The sequence below is a fragment of the Novosphingobium sp. BL-S-24 genome (assembly GCF_055521575.1).
Genome location: NZ_CM145488.1, coordinates 161,070 through 181,272, shown reverse-complemented (window position 1 = coordinate 181,272; position 20,203 = coordinate 161,070). Strand labels below are relative to the sequence as shown.

Annotated in this window: 17 protein-coding genes; 7 read left to right on the top strand and 10 right to left on the bottom strand. The window is 61.1% G+C overall.

The genetic code is table 11. From position 1 onward, the window contains the following. Positions 1 to 36 precede the first annotated feature (36 nt). The 5 genes from scpA to gor form a co-directional block, all read right to left on the bottom strand. Positions 37 to 2,196, bottom strand: a complete 2,160-nt coding sequence (gene scpA / locus ACZ1JM_RS06065) for a methylmalonyl-CoA mutase (RefSeq protein WP_465133943.1) — start codon at positions 2,194 to 2,196, stop codon at positions 37 to 39. Positions 2,197 to 2,238: 42 nt separating this feature from the next. Beyond that, positions 2,239 to 2,676, bottom strand: a complete 438-nt coding sequence (gene mce / locus ACZ1JM_RS06060; RefSeq protein ID WP_465133942.1) for a methylmalonyl-CoA epimerase — start codon at positions 2,674 to 2,676, stop codon at positions 2,239 to 2,241. Continuing rightward, positions 2,673 to 3,863, bottom strand: a complete 1,191-nt coding sequence (gene bktB / locus ACZ1JM_RS06055) for a beta-ketothiolase BktB (protein ID WP_465133941.1) — start codon at positions 3,861 to 3,863, stop codon at positions 2,673 to 2,675. The genes mce and bktB overlap by 4 nt, the downstream gene beginning before the upstream one ends. 88 nt (positions 3,864 to 3,951) lie before the next feature. Continuing rightward, a complete protein-coding gene (locus ACZ1JM_RS06050) occupies positions 3,952 to 5,478 on the bottom strand; it encodes an acyl-CoA carboxylase subunit beta (protein ID WP_465133940.1) in 1,527 nt (508 codons plus the stop codon). 174 nt (positions 5,479 to 5,652) lie between these two features. Continuing rightward, complete coding sequence (gor, locus tag ACZ1JM_RS06045; RefSeq protein WP_465133939.1) at positions 5,653 to 6,999, bottom strand: glutathione-disulfide reductase; 1,347 nt, start codon at positions 6,997 to 6,999, stop codon at positions 5,653 to 5,655. Between the two features lie 232 nt (positions 7,000 to 7,231). Between gor and ACZ1JM_RS06040 the strand changes: the two genes are divergently transcribed. Then, positions 7,232 to 7,882, top strand: a complete 651-nt coding sequence (locus ACZ1JM_RS06040; protein WP_465133938.1) for an RBBP9/YdeN family alpha/beta hydrolase — start codon at positions 7,232 to 7,234, stop codon at positions 7,880 to 7,882. A 46-nt stretch (positions 7,883 to 7,928) separates the two neighbouring features. Here the strand turns inward: ACZ1JM_RS06040 and pgi are convergent, their stop codons facing one another. Then, positions 7,929 to 9,449 carry a glucose-6-phosphate isomerase gene (gene pgi, locus ACZ1JM_RS06035; RefSeq protein ID WP_465133937.1) on the bottom strand — a complete coding sequence of 507 codons (1,521 nt, stop codon included), beginning with the start codon at positions 9,447 to 9,449 and terminating at the stop codon, positions 7,929 to 7,931. 150 nt (positions 9,450 to 9,599) lie between these two features. Here pgi and lepB point away from each other — a divergent pair, with 150 nt between their 5' ends. The 4 genes from lepB to ACZ1JM_RS06015 are packed head-to-tail and all read left to right on the top strand — an operon-like array spanning position 9,600 to position 13,104. After that, positions 9,600 to 10,430: a signal peptidase I gene (lepB, locus tag ACZ1JM_RS06030; protein WP_465133936.1), complete on the top strand. Its 831-nt coding sequence runs from the start codon at positions 9,600 to 9,602 to the stop codon at positions 10,428 to 10,430. Next, positions 10,431 to 11,099: a ribonuclease III gene (gene rnc / locus ACZ1JM_RS06025; protein ID WP_465133935.1), complete on the top strand. Its 669-nt coding sequence runs from the start codon at positions 10,431 to 10,433 to the stop codon at positions 11,097 to 11,099. Continuing rightward, positions 11,096 to 11,989 (top strand): GTPase Era, encoded by an 894-nt coding sequence (gene era / locus ACZ1JM_RS06020; RefSeq protein ID WP_465133934.1) that lies wholly within the window; start codon positions 11,096 to 11,098, stop codon positions 11,987 to 11,989. The genes rnc and era overlap by 4 nt, the downstream gene beginning before the upstream one ends. Beyond that, a complete protein-coding gene (locus ACZ1JM_RS06015; RefSeq protein ID WP_465133933.1) occupies positions 11,989 to 13,104 on the top strand; it encodes an SGNH/GDSL hydrolase family protein in 1,116 nt (371 codons plus the stop codon). The genes era and ACZ1JM_RS06015 overlap by 1 nt, the downstream gene beginning before the upstream one ends. Positions 13,105 to 13,132: 28 nt before the next feature. Here the strand turns inward: ACZ1JM_RS06015 and ACZ1JM_RS06010 are convergent, their stop codons facing one another. From ACZ1JM_RS06010 to plsY, 4 genes are all read right to left on the bottom strand, one after another. Next, positions 13,133 to 13,312 (bottom strand): hypothetical protein, encoded by a 180-nt coding sequence (locus ACZ1JM_RS06010; protein ID WP_008828827.1) that lies wholly within the window; start codon positions 13,310 to 13,312, stop codon positions 13,133 to 13,135. Beyond that, positions 13,309 to 15,891 (bottom strand): type I DNA topoisomerase, encoded by a 2,583-nt coding sequence (topA, locus tag ACZ1JM_RS06005; RefSeq protein WP_465133932.1) that lies wholly within the window; start codon positions 15,889 to 15,891, stop codon positions 13,309 to 13,311. Before topA ends, ACZ1JM_RS06010 begins: the two co-directional genes overlap by 4 nt. A gap of 131 nt (positions 15,892 to 16,022) precedes the next feature. After that, positions 16,023 to 17,150, bottom strand: a complete 1,128-nt coding sequence (dprA, locus tag ACZ1JM_RS06000) for a DNA-processing protein DprA (protein WP_465133931.1) — start codon at positions 17,148 to 17,150, stop codon at positions 16,023 to 16,025. Beyond that, positions 17,147 to 17,734 (bottom strand): glycerol-3-phosphate 1-O-acyltransferase PlsY, encoded by a 588-nt coding sequence (plsY, locus tag ACZ1JM_RS05995; RefSeq protein WP_465133930.1) that lies wholly within the window; start codon positions 17,732 to 17,734, stop codon positions 17,147 to 17,149. Before plsY ends, dprA begins: the two co-directional genes overlap by 4 nt. Before the next feature lie 110 nt (positions 17,735 to 17,844). On the opposite strand from plsY, the gene murI reads away from it, so the two are divergent. Beyond that, a complete protein-coding gene (gene murI / locus ACZ1JM_RS05990) occupies positions 17,845 to 18,702 on the top strand; it encodes a glutamate racemase (RefSeq protein WP_465133929.1) in 858 nt (285 codons plus the stop codon). A gap of 150 nt (positions 18,703 to 18,852) precedes the next feature. Further along, positions 18,853 to 20,067 (top strand): 5-aminolevulinate synthase, encoded by a 1,215-nt coding sequence (hemA, locus tag ACZ1JM_RS05985; protein ID WP_465133928.1) that lies wholly within the window; start codon positions 18,853 to 18,855, stop codon positions 20,065 to 20,067. The last annotated feature ends 136 nt before the right edge of the window (positions 20,068 to 20,203 follow it).

The window sequence follows — 20,203 nt, the reverse complement described above, 5'->3', positions numbered from 1 at the left end:
CCATAGGCATAAGGACAGCTTCGATCCAGCATGTGGTTACTCGGCCGCCTGGAGTTCGGACCCGAGCGGAGGCATGTTGTGCCCCAGAAGGCGCAACACGTCGGCCGCGCATTCGACCACGTTTGAGCCCGGGCCGTAGATGCCCTGGACTCCGGAGTTGCGCAGGTATTCATAGTCCTTGGCCGGGATCACGCCGCCAGCGATAACCTTGATGTCGCTGCGCCCTGCATCGCGCAGCTGCTGGATCAGTTCGGGGATCAGCGTCTTGTGCCCGGCGGCAAGGCTCGACGCGCCAACGACATCGACCTCATTATCAAGCGCGAGGACTACGGTTTCCTCGGGCGTCTGGAACAGCGGGCCAGACACCACGTCGAAGCCCATGTCGCCGAATGCCGAGGCGATGACGTTCGCGCCGCGATCATGACCGTCCTGGCCCATCTTGGCGACGAGCAATTTAGGCTTGCGACCCAGACGGCGTTCCACCGCCTGCACGCCGTCGAGCACCTGCTGCCAGCGACTGTCGCCTTCGTAGGGGGCGCTGTACACGCCTTTTACCGGAGTCGGCTGGGTCCCGTAACGCTCAAAGCTCTCTTCCATGGCGGACGAAATTTCGCCCAGCGTTGCGCGGGCACGAGCCGCTTCAACCGCAAGCGCGAGAAGATTGTTCTCGATGCTGGCGGAAGCTGCGGCACCGGCGCTCAGCGCCTTCAATGCAGCTTGGCATTTCGCTTCGTCGCGCTCCGCCTTCATCTTGTTGATGCGAGCGATCTGACCTTCGCGAACTTTGGCGTTATCCACCTCGAGCGTCTCGATCAGGTCTTCGTTAGCGAGGCGGTACTTATTGACGCCCACGATCACGTCATCGCCGCGATCGACACGCGCCTGGCGAGCGGCAGCTGCCGTCTCAATCATCGCTTTGGGCCACCCGGCGGCAACCGCTTTGGCCATGCCACCGTCGGCCTGCACGCGCTCGATGATCTCCCATGCCTGGTCGACCAACTGGTGCGTCAGCGATTCGATATAGTAGGACCCACCCAGCGGATCGACGACATTACACATGCCGGTCTCTTCCTGGATGATGATCTGGGTGTTGCGAGCAATGCGCGCCGAGAAGTCGGTCGGCAAAGCGATCGCTTCGTCCAAAGCGTTGGTGTGAAGCGACTGGGTGCCGCCCAACATCGATGCCATCGCCTCGATCGTGGTGCGGATGACATTGTTATAGGGATCCTGCTCCTGCAGCGACACACCCGATGTCTGGCAGTGAGTGCGCAGCATCTTGGAGCGTTCGTCCTTGGCGCCCAGTTCGGTCATCACCCGGTGCCACAGCACGCGCGCGGCGCGCAGCTTGGCCACTTCCATGAAGAAGTTCATGCCGATCGCGAAGAAGAACGACAGGCGCCCGGCAAACTTGTCGATGTCAAGGCCGGATGCCACGCCGTACTTCACGTACTCTGCGCCATCGGCGATGGTGAAGGCCAGTTCCTGAACCTGCGTCGCGCCCGCTTCCTGCATGTGATAGCCGGAGATCGAGATCGAGTTGAACTTCGGCATTTCGCGGCTCGTATAGCCGAAGATGTCCGAGATGATCCGCATCGAAGGTTCGGGAGGGTAGATGTAGGTATTGCGGACCATGAACTCCTTGAGAATGTCGTTCTGGATGGTCCCGTCGAGAAGCTTGCGATCGACGCCCTGCTCTTCCCCGGCGACAATGAAGAAAGCCAGGATCGGGATAACCGCGCCGTTCATCGTCATCGATACGGACATCTTGTCGAGCGGAATCCCGTCGAACAGGATCTTCATATCCTCGACCGAGTCGATGGCGACGCCTGCCTTGCCGACATCGCCGACGACACGCGGGTGATCGGAGTCGTAACCACGGTGTGTGGCGAGGTCAAAGGCGACCGAAAGGCCTTTCTGGCCTGCCGCCAGATTGCGACGATAGAAGGCGTTCGATTCTTCCGCGGTCGAGAAACCAGCGTACTGGCGGATGGTCCACGGGCGGCCCGCGTACATCGAAGCGCGAACGCCACGCGTAAACGGCGCGAAACCGGGAAGGCCCGGGTCCACCGACACATCATCGGCGGTATAAAGCGGCTTTACCGCGATGCCTTCGGGCGTGTCCCAGATGAGGTCCTTGCCCTTGACCTCCTTGGTCGCCGCTGCCTGCCATGCCTCGATGGTGGGTTTGTCAGTCATCGCCTTGCCTCGCCAAAATCCATTGCCGTGAAGTTACTGCACTCAGTGCCCGTGCTTGGGCGTTTCCATGATCTCGGTCAGCTGACCGCCCATATCCTTGGGATGGACGAAAAAGATCATGGTGCCGTGAGCGCCGATGCGCGGTTCACCCAGCACGCGCTTGCCTTGCCCTTCGAACCAGGCTTTTGCCTCGGCTATGTCGGGCACTTCGTAGCAGATGTGATGCTGCCCACCGAGCGGGTTCTTTTCCAGCCATTTGCCCACGGCGGAATCGGAAACAGTCGGTTGCAGCAGTTCAATCTGGGTCCCGGAGGTGCCACCCTCGCCCGGCGTGTTCACGAAACAGACGCGAACCTGCTGACTTTCCAAGACGAACGGTTCGGTGACGTCGGTTGCTCCCATCACGTCCTTGTAGAACGCGATGGAAGCGTCGAGGTCCGGCGTAGCCACGCCAATGTGGTTGAGGCGGCCGAGCTTCATGCAGCCTGTCCCACGCTCTCGATGATCAGGGCTATCCCCTGCCCACCGCCAATGCACATGGTGATAAGGCCGTATTTGCCGCCGATGCGCTTCAGTTCGTACGCGCATTTGATGGTCAGCATGCATCCCGTCGCGCCGACTGGGTGACCGATGGAGACACCCGACCCGTTGGGATTGACCTTCTCGGGGTCAAAACCCAGAGCCTTGGACACTGCCGCTGCCTGAGCGGCGAATGCCTCGTTGCTTTCGATCACATCCATTTGGTTCAGCGACAGCCCGGCGCGTTTCAGAGCGATCGGCACTGCCTGGATAGGACCTTCGCCCATGTACTCGGGATCAACGCCTGCGTGACCCCACGCGACAATGCGTGCGAGCGGTTGCAGACCGCGCTTTTCGACTTCCGAGCCCGTCGCCAGAACTACGGCTGCGGACCCGTCGTTGATTCCGCTGGCGTTACCGGCGGTGACCGATCCGTCTTTCTTGAAGGCGGGCTTCATCTTGCCCAGCGTTTCGGCAGTCGTATCGGCGCGGACATGTTCGTCGGTATCGAACACGGTTACACCCTTGCGCGTCTTTACCTCGACGGGAAGGATCTGGTCCGTGAAACGCCCTTCGGCGATAGCACGGGCGGCGCGGGCGTGGCTGGTTACAGCAAGACCGTCCATCTCTTCACGACTGACGCAATGGCGCGTCGCCATGTTCTCGGCGGTGATGCCCATGTGGTAGCCGCCGATAGCGTCCGACAGACCGAGCGTCAGCGCGTCTTCCTGCGTGTTGGCGCCCATTTTCTTGCCCCAGCGAACGCCGTGGTCGTGATAAGGTACGTTCGACATCGACTCCGCGCCGCCCGCAAGCGTTATTGACGCTTCGCCCAGCTTCATCATTTGCGCGGCGGACACGATCGCCTGCACGCCCGAGCCACACAAGCGGTTGAGCGTGAGAGCGGGCACGGCAACCGGAATGCCAGCATTGATGCCGATGACGCGGCTGAGCATCTGGTCGCGAGCGCTGGTCGGCATCACCTGGCCGATAACCACGTGCTCGACCGCTTCAGGCTCAACACCAGCGCGCTTCAACGCTTCCGTGGCGACCATGCTGCCGAGTTCCGCTGCCGAAAAACTCTTTAGCGATCCGCCGAAGTCGCCCACTGCAGTGCGTACGCCGCTGACGATGAAGATGTCTTCCATGACCTGACTTCCAATCCCTTGCTTGTCGATCGGGACCTATTCGGCCTCCGATCTCCATCACGGTACTATCCCAAGTAGCAGCGACCCATCACAGCGGGATGTTGTCGTGCTTCTTCCAAGGATTTTCGACGCTTTTGTTCCGCAGTTTGCGCAGGCCCAAGGCGATGCGCTTGCGGGTCGAATGAGGGTAAATCACCTCATCGATGTAGCCCCGGCTCGCCGCTACGAACGGATTGGCGAACCGGTCTTCATATTCCTTGGTCTTTGCTGCGATGCCATCAGCATCCTGACCTCGGAAAATGATTTCCACCGCGCCCTTGGCGCCCATCACGGCAATTTCCGCAGTCGGCCAGGCGTAGTTCAGATCGCCGCGCAAGTGCTTGGAGCTCATGACATCATACGCGCCGCCATAGGCCTTGCGCGTGATCACGGTTATCTTCGGCACGGTTGCTTCACCATAGGCGAACAGCAACTTGGCACCGTGTTTGATGATGCCGTTATGCTCCTGATCGGTGCCAGGAAGGAAGCCGGGGACGTCGACGAACGTTATCAGCGGAATGTTGAAGGCATCGCAGAAGCGCACGAAACGGGCGGCTTTCTTGGATGAGTTGATGTCGAGAACGCCAGCCAACACCATTGGCTGATTGGCGACGATCCCCACCGTGCGGCCCTCCACCCGACCGAAGCCGATGATGATGTTACCGGCATGCAACGGCTGCAGTTCAAAGAACTCGCCCTCATCCACCGTCTTGCGGATGACTTCATGCATATCATACGGCTGGTTAGCCGATGGCGGAATGATCGTGTCGAGGCTCGGCTCCAACCGGTCCCACGCATCGGCACTAGGCCGTTCGGGAACGTCGTCGCGATTGGACGACGGCAGAAAGTCGAAGAAATCGCGCGCAGCCAGCAGCGCTTCGATATCGTTTTCCAGGGCCAGGTCGGACACACTGGTCTTGCTGGAGTGGGTGATCGCGCCGCCCAGTTCTTCCTGCGTCACGACTTCGTTTGTCACCGTCTTGACCACTTCAGGCCCGGTCACGAACATGTAGGAACTGTCCTTCACCATGAAGATGAAGTCGGTCATCGCTGGCGAATACACCGCGCCGCCCGCGCATGGCCCCATGATCAGCGACAGCTGCGGCACTACCCCCGATGCCAGGACGTTGCGCTGGAAGACGTCGGCATAGCCGCCCAGCGAAGCGACGCCTTCCTGAATGCGCGCACCACCCGAATCGTTGAGGCCGATCACCGGCGCACCAACGCGCATCGCGGCGTCCATCACCTTGCAGATCTTTTGCGCGTGCCGGGCCGAGAGCGAACCGCCGAACACGGTGAAATCCTGGCTAAACACGTAGACGAGGCGACCGTTAATGGTGCCCGAGCCGGTGACCACACCGTCGCCGGGAATCTTCTGGTCCTGCATACCGAAATCGACACAGTCATGCTCGACGTAAAGATCCATCTCTTCGAAGCTGTCCTCGTCGAGCAGAACCTCAAGCCGTTCGCGTGCGGTCAGCTTGCCCTTGGCGTGCTGAGCATCGATCCGCTTCTGACCGCCACCCATCTTGGCCGCCGACCGGCGCTTTTCCATTTCGGCAATGTTTGCTGACATCCGGATTCCCTTGTCCCGTAGTAGTACCAGCACAAAAATGCTGACGCCGCTAAGGCACTTGCGATAGCTCAGGTCAACCGTTTTAATCGCCCGGTTAAGATAATCGCGTCCAAAATTTGCAGATAACCATTACGTGATAAATCGCGCTGGCATCGGCCCCGCGCCCCGAAGAGCCTATTTCAATAGTACAAGCTCCTCCGACATCGTTGGGTGAATCGCGACTGTGGCATCGAAATCTGCTTTGGTCAGACCGGCCTTCACCGCGATGGCAGCAGCCTGCATGATTTCTGGCGCCTCCGGTCCGATCATGTGGATGCCAAGAACCCGCTCAGTCTGGCCTTCGCAAACCATCTTGTAGAGCGATCGTTCGTTGCGGTGAGCGACGACGTTCTTCATCGGTCGAAAGTCGCTCGTATAGACCTTTACCGTCCCATACTGCTGCATGGCCTGGGCCTCGGTCAAACCTACCGATGCGATCGGGGGGTGGCTGAACACCGCAGAAGGAATGCAGGAATAGTCCACCGTCGTGGGCTTGCTACCAAAGATCGTATCGGCAAACGCCTGCCCTTCGCGAATGGCAACGGGGGTTAGCTGCACTCGATCTGTTACGTCACCCACAGCGAAGACGCTTGTCACATTGGTGCGGGAATGTTCATCGACCTTGATGCCGCCCTTATCGTTTAGCTCGACACCCACTCCGTCAAGGCCCAGCCCTTCGATGTTGGGAACCCGACCCGTGGCGAACAAAACGCAATCTACCTCGATTGGCTCATGATTGCTCATATGAACAACCAAGGTGCCATCTGCGTTCTTCTCGATCTTTTCAAAGCCGGCGTTGAAGCGAAAGTCGATACCCTTGGTAATCGAGATCTGGAGCAGACGATCGCGCAGCGATTCGTCATACCCGCGCAGCAACTGGTCAGACCGATTCATCAACGTGACCTTTGACCCGAACTGATGGAATATGCCCGCAAATTCATTGGCGATATAGCCTGCGCCGGCGATCAGCACGCGCTTGGGGATCGCATCGAGATGGAACGCCTCGTTCGACGTGATGCCGTGTTCGTGACCCGGGCATGAGGGGACATGAGGGCGAGCACCCGTGGCGATCAGGATATGCTTGGCCGTCTTTTTTTCACCGCTCGCCAACGTAACTTCGTTCGGCCCGGTGATCGTGGCGCGTTCGTGAAAGATCTCGACCTTATTGTTCTCCAGAGTCTGAGTATAGAGACCATTCAACCGATCGACATCTCCAAGCACGTTATCGCGCAGCTTGACCCAATCGAATTTGCACTCTCCCACATCCCAGCCAAAATGCTTGGCGTCTTCCAAGTCTTCGGCGAAGTGCGCGCCGTAGACTAGCATCTTTTTGGGCACACAGCCTCTGATCACGCACGTTCCGCCAACCCGAAACTCCTCTGCCACCGCCACTCGCGCACCCAGAGCGGCAGATGCGCGACTGGCCCTTACCCCTCCCGAACCGGCGCCGATGGTGAAAAGATCGTAGTCGTAGTCGGCCATGCGCGGTTGCTCCTTCGCGGCGGTATCGCGCCGCTTTCCTGATCAGTTGCCAGCCATATGGGCTGATGGGCACGATATTGCCAGCAGGGAGCCGCAGCCCGCTCATGTCTCCGTTCGTCGAGGCCTGACCTCATTTAGCCACGGAACTATTGTCAATCTTTTAAGTTGAGTATATAGATTGCGGTATTCGCTAGCTCGGAAGTGAGCGGCAACCGATCATGGGAGAACAACGATGGCCCGTGCTTTCAATGTCTCGTCAACGGAAAAGAATCCGCTCATCCTCCTCGTCCCTGGACTGAATGGAAGCGGCCCCAGCCACTGGCAGCGCCGCTGGGCGGAAGAAATTGATGATTGCCAGATTGTCGATCTGGGCAGCTGGGACCTGCCTCATCGCAATACATGGATAAACCGGCTGAACCTCGCCATTCACCGGGCTGGCCGACCGGTAATCCTTGTCGCCCACAGCCTGGGCTGCATTCTAACCGCGTGGTGGTCCAAGTTCGAGCAGCCGGCCTGGTCCAGCCCGGTTGCGGGTGCGTTACTGGTCGCCCCGCCGGAGGTGGACTTTTTCCCGAGGGACGATCGCCTTACCGCGTTTGCCCCCACCCCTGCAGATAGCCTACCTTTCCCGTCGATCCTCGTCGGCAGCCGAAACGATCCCTGGATCGGGTTTGACACTGCCCGGCACCTTGCCAGGCAGTGGGGAAGCGATTTCGTCGATGCAGGAGACGCCGGGCACATCAACGCGGACTCGGGTCTCGGCAGCTGGGACGATGGCAAGCGCCTGCTCGCACGTCTGCTTAATCAGCCGCTAGACAATGCAACGGCTGTGCCGTCAGATGCTCGCCCGGACTGGTCCGAAGGCCTTGAATTTCGCGCCTGACCAAAGGTAAAGCCGGGGCGGACATGGCGCCCCGGCGGTTATCGCCTCAGCCGATCCCCGCAAGAGCGAGCAGCGCCTCGGTCGATGGATCGAACTTGGTGTCGCCCTGCTCGATCTGCTTGGCGATTTCCTTTCCAAGCTCCACGCCGAACTGGTCGAACGGATTGATGCCCATCAGCACGGCATTCGCGAAAGTGCGGTGTTCATGGAAGGCAACCAGCGCCCCGAACGTTACCGGGCTGACCTCGTCCAGCAGGATCGTTGCGGACGGGCGATCGCCCGGATAGGCGCGGGCCGGGTCCTCACTCGCCTTTCCAGCCATCAGCGCGGCGCCCTGTGCAAAACAGTTCGACAGCAAAATGCGATGATGCGCCATGGCAAGGTCATGCCCCGGCGCGATGGACGCAATGAAGTCCACCGGCACCAGATTAGTGCCCTGATGTAGCAATTGGAAAACCGCGTGTTGAGCATCTGTGCCGACACCGCCCCAGGTGATCGGCGCAGTAGGGCCATCGACGGGGGATCCATCGACTTTCACGCTCTTGCCGTTCGACTCCATCTCCAGCTGCTGCAGATAGTCCGGAAGCAGCGCCAGTCGCTCGTCATACGCAAAGACCGCGCGGGTCTGGCAGCCGCGCAGGTGCGTGTAGTACTGATCGGCAAACGCAGCCCGCAGAGGCAAGTTGTCGGCCCCGCTTGCATCGCGGAAATGCTCGTCCATCGCGGCGGCACCGGCAAGGAACTCGGCGAAATCGGGCCAGCCCAGCGCCATGGCAACGGGAAATCCGATGGAGGACCAGAGCGAATACCGCCCTCCGACGCTCTCTGAGAACGGCAGGATACGCGTTTCATCGACACCCCATTCCATCGCCTTCTCCGGCGACGCGGTCAGCGCGACGACACGGCCATACGGATCTTCGACGCCATTTTCCCGCAGCCACGCAATGGCGCTCTCCGCGTTGGTCATCGTCTCGATCGTGGTGAAGGTCTTGGACGCAACTGCCAGCATCGTGGTCGCCGGATCGCAACCTTCGAAAGTCTGCTCCAGGGCGCATCCGTCGATGTTCGAGACGACATGCACCTTCACCAGCGCACCGTCTCGCGCCAGGGCATCGACGGCCAATGCCGGACCAAGGGCGGAACCGCCGATGCCGATGTGGATGAGGTGCTTCACCTCACCCATGGCGCCGCGATGGATCGCTTCGACGATGGCCGCCATGCGGTGGTGATATTCAGCCGCAAGTTCGACGCTTTCCGCCTTGCCGACACCGCGCTGCGCGGTGTGCTCGGCAGCGCGCCCCTCGGTGGGATTGACGATGTCGCCAGCGAACAGCGCAGCACGGCGAGCGTCGAAGTCCATCGCCGTCGCCAGTTCCTCGAACGCTGCGATGTGCGGGGCGTCGAGGTGGGTCTTGGACCAATCGAAGTGGATGGTGGTCGAGCTCTCCTCATCCCCCAGTTCGAAACGCGTGGAGAAGGTATCCAGACGGGCCGGGTCGGAATCGAACAACGCCTTCAACGTCGGTTTGTCCAGTTCCTGAAGCTTCTTCCAGACCGCGTCGCTCATGCCGGGGATCTCCTGTATTCGATTTGCCGCGCCTTATGCGTTCCGCAACCGCGAAAACCAAGCGCGAGTTGTGCAATTATCGGTCGTCGTCTCACCTTGGTCGGGATCGCTCTTGACGGGAGCATGCGCCCGTGGGCAAGGGTTCGATCCATGAGCGATACGCAAATCGAAGCTGGCGATGCCGCCACGAAGACTACGGCGCCGCCGGTCAAGAAGGATGAGAACTTTTTCTCCTTCCTGCTGTGGCTCGTGCTGGGCGTGTTGGTCCTGCGCAGCTTCATCATCTCGCCCTTCAACATCCCCAGCGAGTCCATGCTGCCAAGGCTGCTGACGGGCGACTACCTGTTCGCCACCAAGTGGTCCTATGGCTATTCGAAATACTCGCTGCCGTTCAGCGTGCCGTTGATCCCCGGGCGGATCTTCGCGAGCCAGCCCGAACGCGGCGACGTTGTGATCTTCAAGGCACCGCCGGGCAACGACGTGGACTACATCAAGCGCGTCATCGGCCTTCCCGGCGATGAAGTGCAGATGAAAAGCGGCCAGGTATTTCTGAACGGCAAGGCCATCCCCAAGGTAAAGACTGCGGACTTCGTCGTTCCGGTCAGCCCCAATACCGATTGCGGCCCGGGCTTCGAAAGCCTGGAAGGCGACAAACCGGTGTGCCGCTACCCCCAGTTCCGCGAAACGCTGCCAGGCGGCAAGTCATACACAGTGCTCGACATGGGTCAGACCCCGCAGGACGATACCGGCGTGTTCATCGTGCCTGAAGGTCATATGTTCCTCATGGGTGACAATCGCGACAACTCGATGGACAGCCGTTTCCCGGCCATCGAGGGCGGCGGGATCGGCATCGTTCCGCAGGAAAACCTTGTGGGCAAAGCGGCGATCATGATGTTCTCCACCGATGGCTCGTCCGAGTGGATCAAGCCATGGACCTGGTTCACCGCCGCGCGGTGGAGCCGCATCGGGAGCATTATCTGAGTGCTTGATGCGCCCACACGCGCCTTTCTGATCGAACACGCCGGCTACGAGCCTGAGGACGAAGGACTCTGGCTGTCCGCGTTGACTCACGGGTCCACCGGAGAGAAACGCAATTACGAACGTCTTGAATTTCTCGGCGACCGAGTGCTCGGGCTGTCGGTGGCCGACTGGCTGTTCCGGCATAGCGACGAAGCCGAAGGCCGCCTTTCGCAGCGGCTGAACGCGCTTGTCAGCCGAACGACGTGCGCAACCATCGCCCGCGAAATCGGCCTTGGTGGCTACATCCGCCTGGGCAAGCAGGCCCGCGACGATGGGGGCGAGGATTCCGAGAACATTCTGGGCGACGTCATGGAAGCCATGATCGGCGCTTGCTTTACCGAGCGCGGTTTCGACGTGGCGCGCGACATGGTGCTCGGCCTCTGGCGTGATGTGCTGCAGGGCAAGACCGGCAAGCGCAAGCATCCCAAGTCCGCCTTGCAGGAATGGACTGCCGGAAATCGTCGACGCATGCCGGAATACAAGCTGGTCGATCGTTCCGGGCCCGATCACGCATCGCGCTTCACGGTTGAGGTATCGGTACATAATGTTGGCGCGGCGCAGGCCACCGCCAATTCGAAGCAGGACGCCGAGACACAGGCGGCCGCAGAATTCATGAGGAAGTTCGGATGACCCAATCGTGCGGTCTCGTCGCCGTGATCGGCGCGCCCAATGCGGGCAAATCGACCCTGGTGAACGCGCTGGTTGGTCAGAAGGTGGCCATCACCTCAGCCAAGGCGCAGACCACCCGTGCTCGCCTACTGGGCATCGCACTGGAGGAGGAAACGCAGATCATCCTGGCCGATACGCCCGGTATTTTCGAACCTCGCCGCCGCCTGGACCGGGCGATGGTCGCCGCCGCCTGGGAAGGCGCGCAGGAGGCCGACGCCATCCTGTTGGTGGTTGATGCCGTAAAGCTGCGCCGCCACGAATTGATGCCGCTGCTGGAAACCTTGCGAGATCGACCCGAACGCAAGCTGCTGGTGCTCAACAAGGTCGATGCGAGTGCCAAGGAAAAGCTGCTCCAGCTGGCCCAGGAATTCACCGCCGAAGTCCCTTTCGACGAAGTGTTTTTCGTATCCGCCCTGACGGGTGACGGCGTGCCGCAACTCAAATCCTGGCTGGCCAAGCTGATGCCCGAAGGACCTTGGCACTATCCCGAGGATCAGGTGTCCGATGCCAGCGAACGGCTGCTTGCCTGCGAAATTACGCGCGAGCAGATCTATCGCCAGCTCCATGAGGAGCTGCCGTACGATGCCGCCGTTCGCCCCGAAAGCTATACGCAGCGCAAGGACGGCTCGGTGGAAATCCGCCAGCAGATCGTCGTGGCCCGCGATGGGCAAAAGGCCATCGTGCTCGGCAAGCGAGGCGCGAAGATCAAGGCTATCGGAGAGGCGGCGCGCAACGAATTGGCCGAAGTCCTAGGACAGAAGGTCCACCTGTTCCTCCACGTCAAGGTCGAGGAAAACTGGGCCGAGGCAAAGGACATCTACGAAGAAATCAGGCTCGATTGGGTGAAGTGATGGGCATCGGTTTCAGACCATCGATCGGCGTGGCGTTGGGATGTGCAGCGCTGTTGCTGCACCCGCCGCTCGGTGCACAACCCAAGCCTGAGACCACCGCGTCGCGCTCAAAGCCACCGCGCGCTGAAAAACCGAAGCGTAATTCGGTCCCGTCTACTACACCCGTTGCTGAGGCGGTCCGACCGCTGGTGGTCGAGGAAAGCCTGGTTGGCAAACGCTACGTCGCCATCGGCTCGTCCTTCGCGGCGGGACCTCAGTTGCCGCCGGCCAAGCCAAGCTGGCCCGCCCGCTGCGGCCAGAGCATGAACAATTACCCCACCCTCTTGGCGGAACGGTTCGGGATGGACCTGATCGACCGGACCTGCTCCGGGGCCACGACCGAGCATGTCCTTGGTCCCTGGAGCGAGGTCCCGCCGCAGATCATCAGCGTCACGCCTGAAACGCGGCTCGTGACCGTGACGATCGGCGGCAATGACCTGTCGTATATCGGAAACCTGTTCTCAGCGACGTGCGCCTTTAACGCCAAGCTGGTAGCGGTGCCCGGCGCCAAGAACCGCGCGTGCGGGGCTGTCCGCATTCCTACCGAAGAAGATTACGTGCGTGACGAAGCGCAATTGAACGAAATTGCCCGTCGCCTTAAACTGATGGCGCCGCAGGCGCGGATCGTGTTCGTCCAGTACCTCACTCCGCTGCCGAAACCCGGCGCGCTCTGCCCCGCCACTCCGGTCAGCGAGACCGACGCCGCCATCGTTCGCGAAATCGGCAAGCGTCTGGCAGAAATCACCGCGCGCGTCGTACAACGGCATGGCGTGAACGTGATCGACATGCACACTGCTTCCGCCAATCGCACTCCGTGCGATCGGGACCCGTGGATGATCGGATCGCCAGCCGGGTACGATGGCCGCGAAGGGCTGCAGTGGCATCTCAACAAGGCCGGAATGGAAGCCACGGCAGATGCCATCGCCGCCCGATTGATCAAGACTGGCGTACGTCCGGTCAGACCGCCGGTTTCTCGCGAACCTACAGTCAACGCGCCCGGTCAAGCTCCGACGATGCCAGCACCAGGTGCACCCAAACCGTCGGTGCCGGTGCCAGCGACCGGACCACGCCGCTAAAATCCCGCGATTTCGACTGCCTGAACTTTCAGCGGGCCTTGGCGATGTTCATGCCGTGCTGACGCGCGGCGTCCTTCGTTGATTCTTCGGTGCGATTGAGCGCTTTGGCGATCTCCTTCAGACCCTTGCCCTTGCCAGCAAGGGTCTGAAGCTTCTGGAGTTCCTCGGGCTTCCAAGGCTGCTTGTGCTTGGCTACCTTGTCGCTCATTCTGCAGCCTCCGCTTTGGCCGCTTTCTTGGCAGGCGCCTTCTTGGCCGGGGCCTTTTTCGCAGCTGTCTTGGCAGGCGCTTTCTTGGCCGCTGCTTTTTTGGGCGCGGCCTTTTTCTTGCCTTTGGCCGGACCCTTGGCAGCCTTCTCGTCTATCAGAACGATAGCCTGCTCTGCCGTCAGGTCTTCCGGCTTCACGTCGCGCGGTAAGGTGGCATTGGTTGTTCCGTCCGAAACATAGGGGCCATAACGGCCCTCCATCACCTTGATCTCACCGCCGGTGGTGGGATGTGCGCCAAGAACCTTGATCGGCTCTGCCTTGGTGCGAGCGGCGCCGCCACGATTGGCCGCGTCCGCCAGCAGAGACACCGCTGCGTTCATGCCGGTATCGAACACCTCAACCGTCGAACGCAGCTTTCCATACTTCCCATCATGAGCAAGGTATGGCCCGTAACGTCCTATGCTTGCGGTGATATCCTTGCCAGTTTCGGGATGAGCACCGATGTTACGCGGCAGGCTCAACAGCTTGATTGCCCATTCCAGATTGAGCTCGTCGATGTCCTTGGGGATCGATGCGCGCTTGGCTTCCTTGCCTTCACCAAGCTGAATGTACGGCCCGAAGCGGCCTGAACGGCGGACGATGTCGAGGCCCGTTTCCGGGTCCTTGCCGAGAGACTCGTCGTCAGCGCCATCAGCCGAACCACCCGGCTGGGCGAACTTGCGAGTGAATTTGCACTCGGGGTAGTTCGAGCACGCCACGAACGCGCCATACCGCCCTCCCCGCAACGATAAGCGGCCCTGCTCGCACTTGGGGCAAAGGCGCGGATCGCTGCCGTCCGCTTTAGGCGGAAAGAGGTAATCCGACAGAAATTCGTCAAGCGCTTCCGTCACTTCGGAAGGCTTCTTCTCCATCACCTCATCCGACTTCGGTTTGAAATCACGCCAGAACTTTGCGAGGAGATCCTTCCAGACTTCACGCCCGCCGGAGACGTCATCAAGCTGGTCTTCCATCCCGGCCGTAAAGTCGTACGCTACATAACGTTCGAAGAAGCGTTCCAGAAACGATGTCAGAAGACGCCCGGATTCCTCTGCAAAAAAACGGTTTTTCTCAGTCCGTACATAGTTGCGGTCCTTGATGACCTGGATCGTCGCCGCGTACGTGGACGGACGGCCGATACCAAGTTCTTCAAGCCGCTTGACCAAGCTTGCTTCCGAAAAGCGCGGGGGCGGCTGGGTGAAGTGCTGCTCGGCGTTCACAGCCTTCTTGGCCGGCATGTCCCCGGCCTTCATGAAGGGCAGCAGGCCTGCCTCTTCATCGTCATCCCCCTTGTTATCGCGACCTTCCTCGTAAACGGCCAAGAAACCTGGGAATTTAACGACGGTGCCGGTCGCACGCAGTTCGTTCCGGCCGGTGCCGTCGCGTAGGGTGACGGTAGTACGCTCCAGCGCGGCGGACGCCATCTGGCTCGCCATGGCCCGCTTGAAGATCAGATCATAGAGGCGTGCCTCGTCACCCGCCCCGTAGCGATCCTTGGTGAAGTCGGTTGGCCGAATGGCTTCATGCGCTTCCTGCGCGTTCTTTGCCTTCGTTTCGTAATGACGTGGCTTTTCAGGGACATAATGACCGGAGAAGCGTTCGGCGATTGCGGCGCGCGCCGCTGAAATGGCGCTTGGGTCCATCTGCACACCATCGGTACGCATGTAGGTGATAGCGCCCGCTTCATACAGGGTCTGCGCGACGCGCATGGTCTGGCTGGCGGAAAAGCCCAGCTTGCGCGATGCCTCCTGCTGAAGGGTGGAGGTGGTGAACGGGGGCTGCGGGTTGCGGCGGTGCGGTTTGGTTTCGACCGCCTCCACCTTGAATGCGCCCTGCTCCACGGCGGCCTTGGCGCGCAATGCGGTGCCTTCGTCGCCGAGGCTAAGGCGATCGAGCTTCTGACCGTCGAACGTCACCAGCTTGGCGGTGAAATCGGTACCGTCGTGCGCCATCATCGCAGCAACGGACCAGTATTCCTGGGCCGTAAACGCTTCGATTTCACGCTCGCGATCAACGATAAGACGCAGCGCAACGGACTGCACGCGACCCGCCGATTTCGCGCCCGGCAGCTTGCGCCACAGCACGGGCGAGAGGGTAAAACCGAACAGGTAATCCAACGCACGGCGCGCTAGGTATGCGTCGATCAGGTCCTGATCCAGCTCACGCGGCTGGGTCATCGCCTTGGTGACGGTTTCCTTGGTGATCGCGTTGAACGTGACGCGTTGAACGTCCTTGGGCAGCGCCTTGCGCTTGGCCAGTAATTCGCGAACGTGCCACGAAATTGCCTCCCCTTCGCGATCAGGGTCGGTGGCGAGGATCAGGCGGTCCGCATCCTTGGCGGCATCAGTGATGGCTTTGACCTGCCGCTGCTTGTCGCCGTAAAGCTCCCAATCCATGGCGAACTCCTCGTCCGGGCGGACAGAGCCGTCCTTGGGCGGCAGATCGCGGACGTGGCCGTAGCTGGCCAGGACCTTGTAGTCCTTGCCGAGATACTTTTCGATGGTCTTTGCCTTTGCAGGCGATTCAACGATGACAAGCTGCATTTATTAACTCGATCTGCCCCTACGCGTGTGCGCACGCATACATACACGTACAGGGTGGGTCCGGGTTTGGCCGGGCGTCAAGCCCTTTGCGCGAATGGAGAAACACTAAATTGCAAAACTGCGCAGAAGCATCAGCTGAGGCTGACCCTGCCGCCCGCATGGCGTACAAGCTGGCCGGACAGTTCCAGTTCCAGCAGCGCCAGTTGAACGGCGGCCGTGCCAGCGCCGGATTGGCGGATGAGTTCATCCACGGCGATGGGTGCGGTGGTCAGCAAGGTTGCGATATTGGCGGGACCGTCTGCATGAGGCTCGTATTCCGCAGCCAACGGCATCAACCACCCAGCGGTGCTTTCCCGCAGGCTTGACCGCACGCTACCGTCGAAGCCGGACAACAGCTCCACCACGTCAGCGGCCCCCTGGACCAGGATCGCACCGTCCCGGATCAGCTGGTTGCAGCCGTGGGAGCGAGGATCGAGCGGGGAGCCGGGGATGGCCATCACTTCCCGCCCCATTTCGCCCGCCAGACGAGCGGTGATGAGCGAGCCGGAACGCGGCGCTGCTTCGACCACCAGCGTTCCGGCGCACAGACCCGAGATAATGCGGTTGCGGGTCGGAAAATGGCGGGCCAGTGGCTCCGTGCCGGGCGGTTGTTCGGCCAGCAGCAGGCCACGCGTCGCCACCTCCTCCTGCAGCGCGGCATGCTCGGGCGGATAGGCGATGTCGATGCCGCTGGCGATCACGCCTACCGTGGCTCCGCCTGCCAACGCGCCATGATGCGCCGCGCCATCGATGCCGCGCGCCAGCCCGGAGACGATCGTCCAGCCCTGCCCCGCCAGATCATGAGCGATTTCCCGGGCGAGCCGGATGGCGGCGGCGGAGGCGTTGCGCGCGCCAACCATCGCCACGCATGGGCGAGCAGCGAGCGCGGCGTCCCCGCGAAAAGTAAGGATCGGCGGCGAGCCTTCGGTCTCTGCCAGCAGCGACGGGTAGTCCGGCATGTCATGAAAAAGGTACTTCGCCCCGGCCCTGCGAACCGCCGCGATCTCGTCATGAATGCGGCGTTCGGGCGCGGGGGCATAGGGGCGGCCAGATCTTCCGGCGATCCCCGGCAATGCCTCGATCGCGGCCACGGCGTTTCCGAACCGGGCAAACAACTGGCGATAGGTGACCGGGCCGACGTTGGGTGATCGCAGCAACCTGATCCGGGCGAATGCTTCCTCCTGAGACAGACCTGTCTCAGTTAGTTTCGCCGCACTCATGCCTTCTTGCCGCTGCCGATTCGGGGCTCGGTTCCTGCGCGCAGACGAGCGATGTTTTCACGATGCTGGAACAGGACGAGGGCCGCGATGACCGCCAGTACGACAGCGGCCTGCCCCTTACCGAGCACAGCGGCGACGATCGGAGCGACCACCGCAGCCGTCATCCCTGCAACCGACGAGATGCGCACCATGGCCAGCAGCCCTATCCACGTCAGCGCGTAAGCCAGACCGACCGGCCAGGCGAGGCCGAAGGCGATCCCTGCGGTTGTCGCCACGCCCTTGCCGCCCTTGAAGCCCAGCCACACGGGGAAGCAGTGACCCAGAAAGGCACCCAGTCCCGCGACCACAGCCCCTTCCGGCCATACCTGCGCCGCGATCAAAACGGCAGCCAGACCCTTCGCCAGATCCAGCAGCAGAGTGGCCGCCGCGAGCCCCTTGCGCCCTGTGCGCAGGACGTTGGTGGCCCCGATGTTGCCCGAACCAATCGACCGTAAATCGCCCGCACCGAACAGGCGCGTGATGATAAGGCCGAACGGCACCGAACCGAGGGCGTAGCCAAGCAAAGCTGCGAGAATCCATTCCATATCCGGTGCCTTAGCGTCATCACGCGCCGGGCAGAAGACGGCTTGCCGCATTCTGCGTTGCTCTATCCCCGCCTGCGCGGTTAACAGGCGGCAAGGTCCAGGGAAAAACGATGGCATCGGATACCATGATCGCGCCGCACATCGCAGGCGCCGCTGATCGAGCGCCGGTCGACATCGATCCGTCGTCGCCCGTGCTGCTGTTCGATTCGGGCGTGGGCGGCCTCACTGTGCTCGAGGAAGTGCGAAAGGTCCTGCCACACGCACCTATCATCTACGCAGCAGATACGGCCGGCCTTCCCTATGGCACCAAGACCGAAGCACAGATCGCCGCGCGGGTTGCGGGGTTGCTAGGCCGGATGACGGAACGGTTCAAACCGCGTCTGGTCTGCATCGCCTGTAATACCGCATCCACGATCGCGCTGGGCATGGTGCGTGAAGTGCTGGAAGTCCCTATCGTCGGCACTGTCCCAGCCATAAAGCCTGCCGCCGCGATAACCCGGACCGGCGTGATCGGGCTGCTCGGCACTGAGGCGACGATACGGCAGGCTTATGTCGATCGGCTGGAGCACGAGTTCGCCGCCGGCAAACACCTGCTTCGCCATGGCGCGCCGGGATTGGTCGAGGCCGCCGAAGCCAAGCTTCGCGGCGAAGCGGTCGACCCGCGCAGTATCCAGAGGGCCGCCGATGCCTTGCGCAGCCAGCCCGGCGGCGATCGGATCGATACCGTTGTTCTCGCTTGCACGCACTTCCCGTTGGTTCAGGACGAGCTGGCGACGGCGTTCGGCCCCGGTGTCAACTTCGTGCATGGCGCAGAAGGAATTGCGCGCCAGATCATGCGTTTGACTATCGGTCAGCGATACACTCGCCAAAACAATGACAAGGCGCTATTCACCGGATCAGCACAAATGGCCGACGCGTACCGCGCAACGCTGGCGCAGTACGGATTGCATGAGGTGGAGAGATTTTGATGCGCCCCGTGAAGAACTGTTCGTGCTGGCGACATCAATATTGGCGTGCCTCATAAGCGACTGGCAATCAACGACGCGATAAGGTATTGGCCGCCGGATAAGCTATCCGGACCGCTGGCTGGACAGGCAACGCAGGACACAGTCTCAACCGTGAACTACGAACACATTTTCGACCAGGCGATCGAGCGTCTTCATTCCGAGGGCCGCTACCGCGTATTCATCGATATTTTGCGTAACAAGGGTGCCTATCCCAACGCACGATGTTTTGCCGGTCATAATGGTCCAAAGCCGATCACGGTCTGGTGCTCGAACGATTATCTCGCGATGGGCCAGCATCCCAAAGTGATCGAAGCGATGGAAGAGGCGCTGCATGATGTCGGCGCGGGTTCTGGCGGTACGCGCAACATCGGCGGCAACACGCACTATCATATCCAGTTGGAACAGGAACTGGCCGACCTGCACGGCAAACAGGGCGCGCTGCTGTTCACTTCGGGCTACGTGTCAAACGATGCCACCCTGTCGACGCTCGCCAAGCTGCTGCCCGGTTGCGTGATCTTTTCCGACGAATTGAACCACGCCAGCATGATCGCCGGCATCCGCAACTCGGGCTGCGAAAAGAAGGTCTGGCGGCACAACGATCTTGAGCATCTTGAGGAGCTGTTGGGTGAAACCGACGCAAGCGTTCCCAAGCTGATCGCGTTCGAATCCGTTTACTCCATGGATGGTGACGTCGCGCCAATCCACGCGATCTGCGACCTGGCGGATAAGTACAACGCCCTCACCTACATCGACGAGGTTCACGCGGTAGGCATGTACGGCCCGCGCGGCGGCGGCATTACCGACCGGGATGAGGCAGCGGATCGCATCAACATCATCGAAGGGACGCTGGGCAAGGCGTTCGGCGTGATGGGCGGCTATATCGCGGCGGATCAGAAAGTGATCGACTGCATCCGTTCCTACGCTCCGGGTTTCATCTTCACCACATCCTTGTCGCCGGTCCTCGTGGCGGGTGTTCTCGCATCGGTGCGTCATCTCAAGAGTTCGAGCGCTGAACGCGAAGGCCAGCAGCGGTCTGCCGCGATGATGAAGCAGATGTTCCGTGATGCCGGGTTGCCCGTCATGGATTCAACCACGCACATCGTACCGCTGATGGTGGGCGATCCAGTGCGCACCAAGCAGATCAGCGATATCCTGCTGGCGGAATACGGCGCTTACGTGCAGCCGATCAACTTTCCTACCGTACCCCGCGGGACGGAGCGCTTACGCTTCACCCCCGGCCCGGCCCACACGGAAGAAATGATGCGCGATCTGACGAAAGCGCTGGCGGAAATCTGGGATCGTCTGGAAATGCGACAGGCGGCCTAAATCCGACGCACGCGATCCGCGCCTGCAGTTGCAAAATTCGCTATCGAAAAGGGCTTCCGCACGATGCGGCAGCCCTTTTGTCGTACCGTCGTCATTCCCACGTTCACGCCATAACGAAGACCGGGTTTCCCGGCTC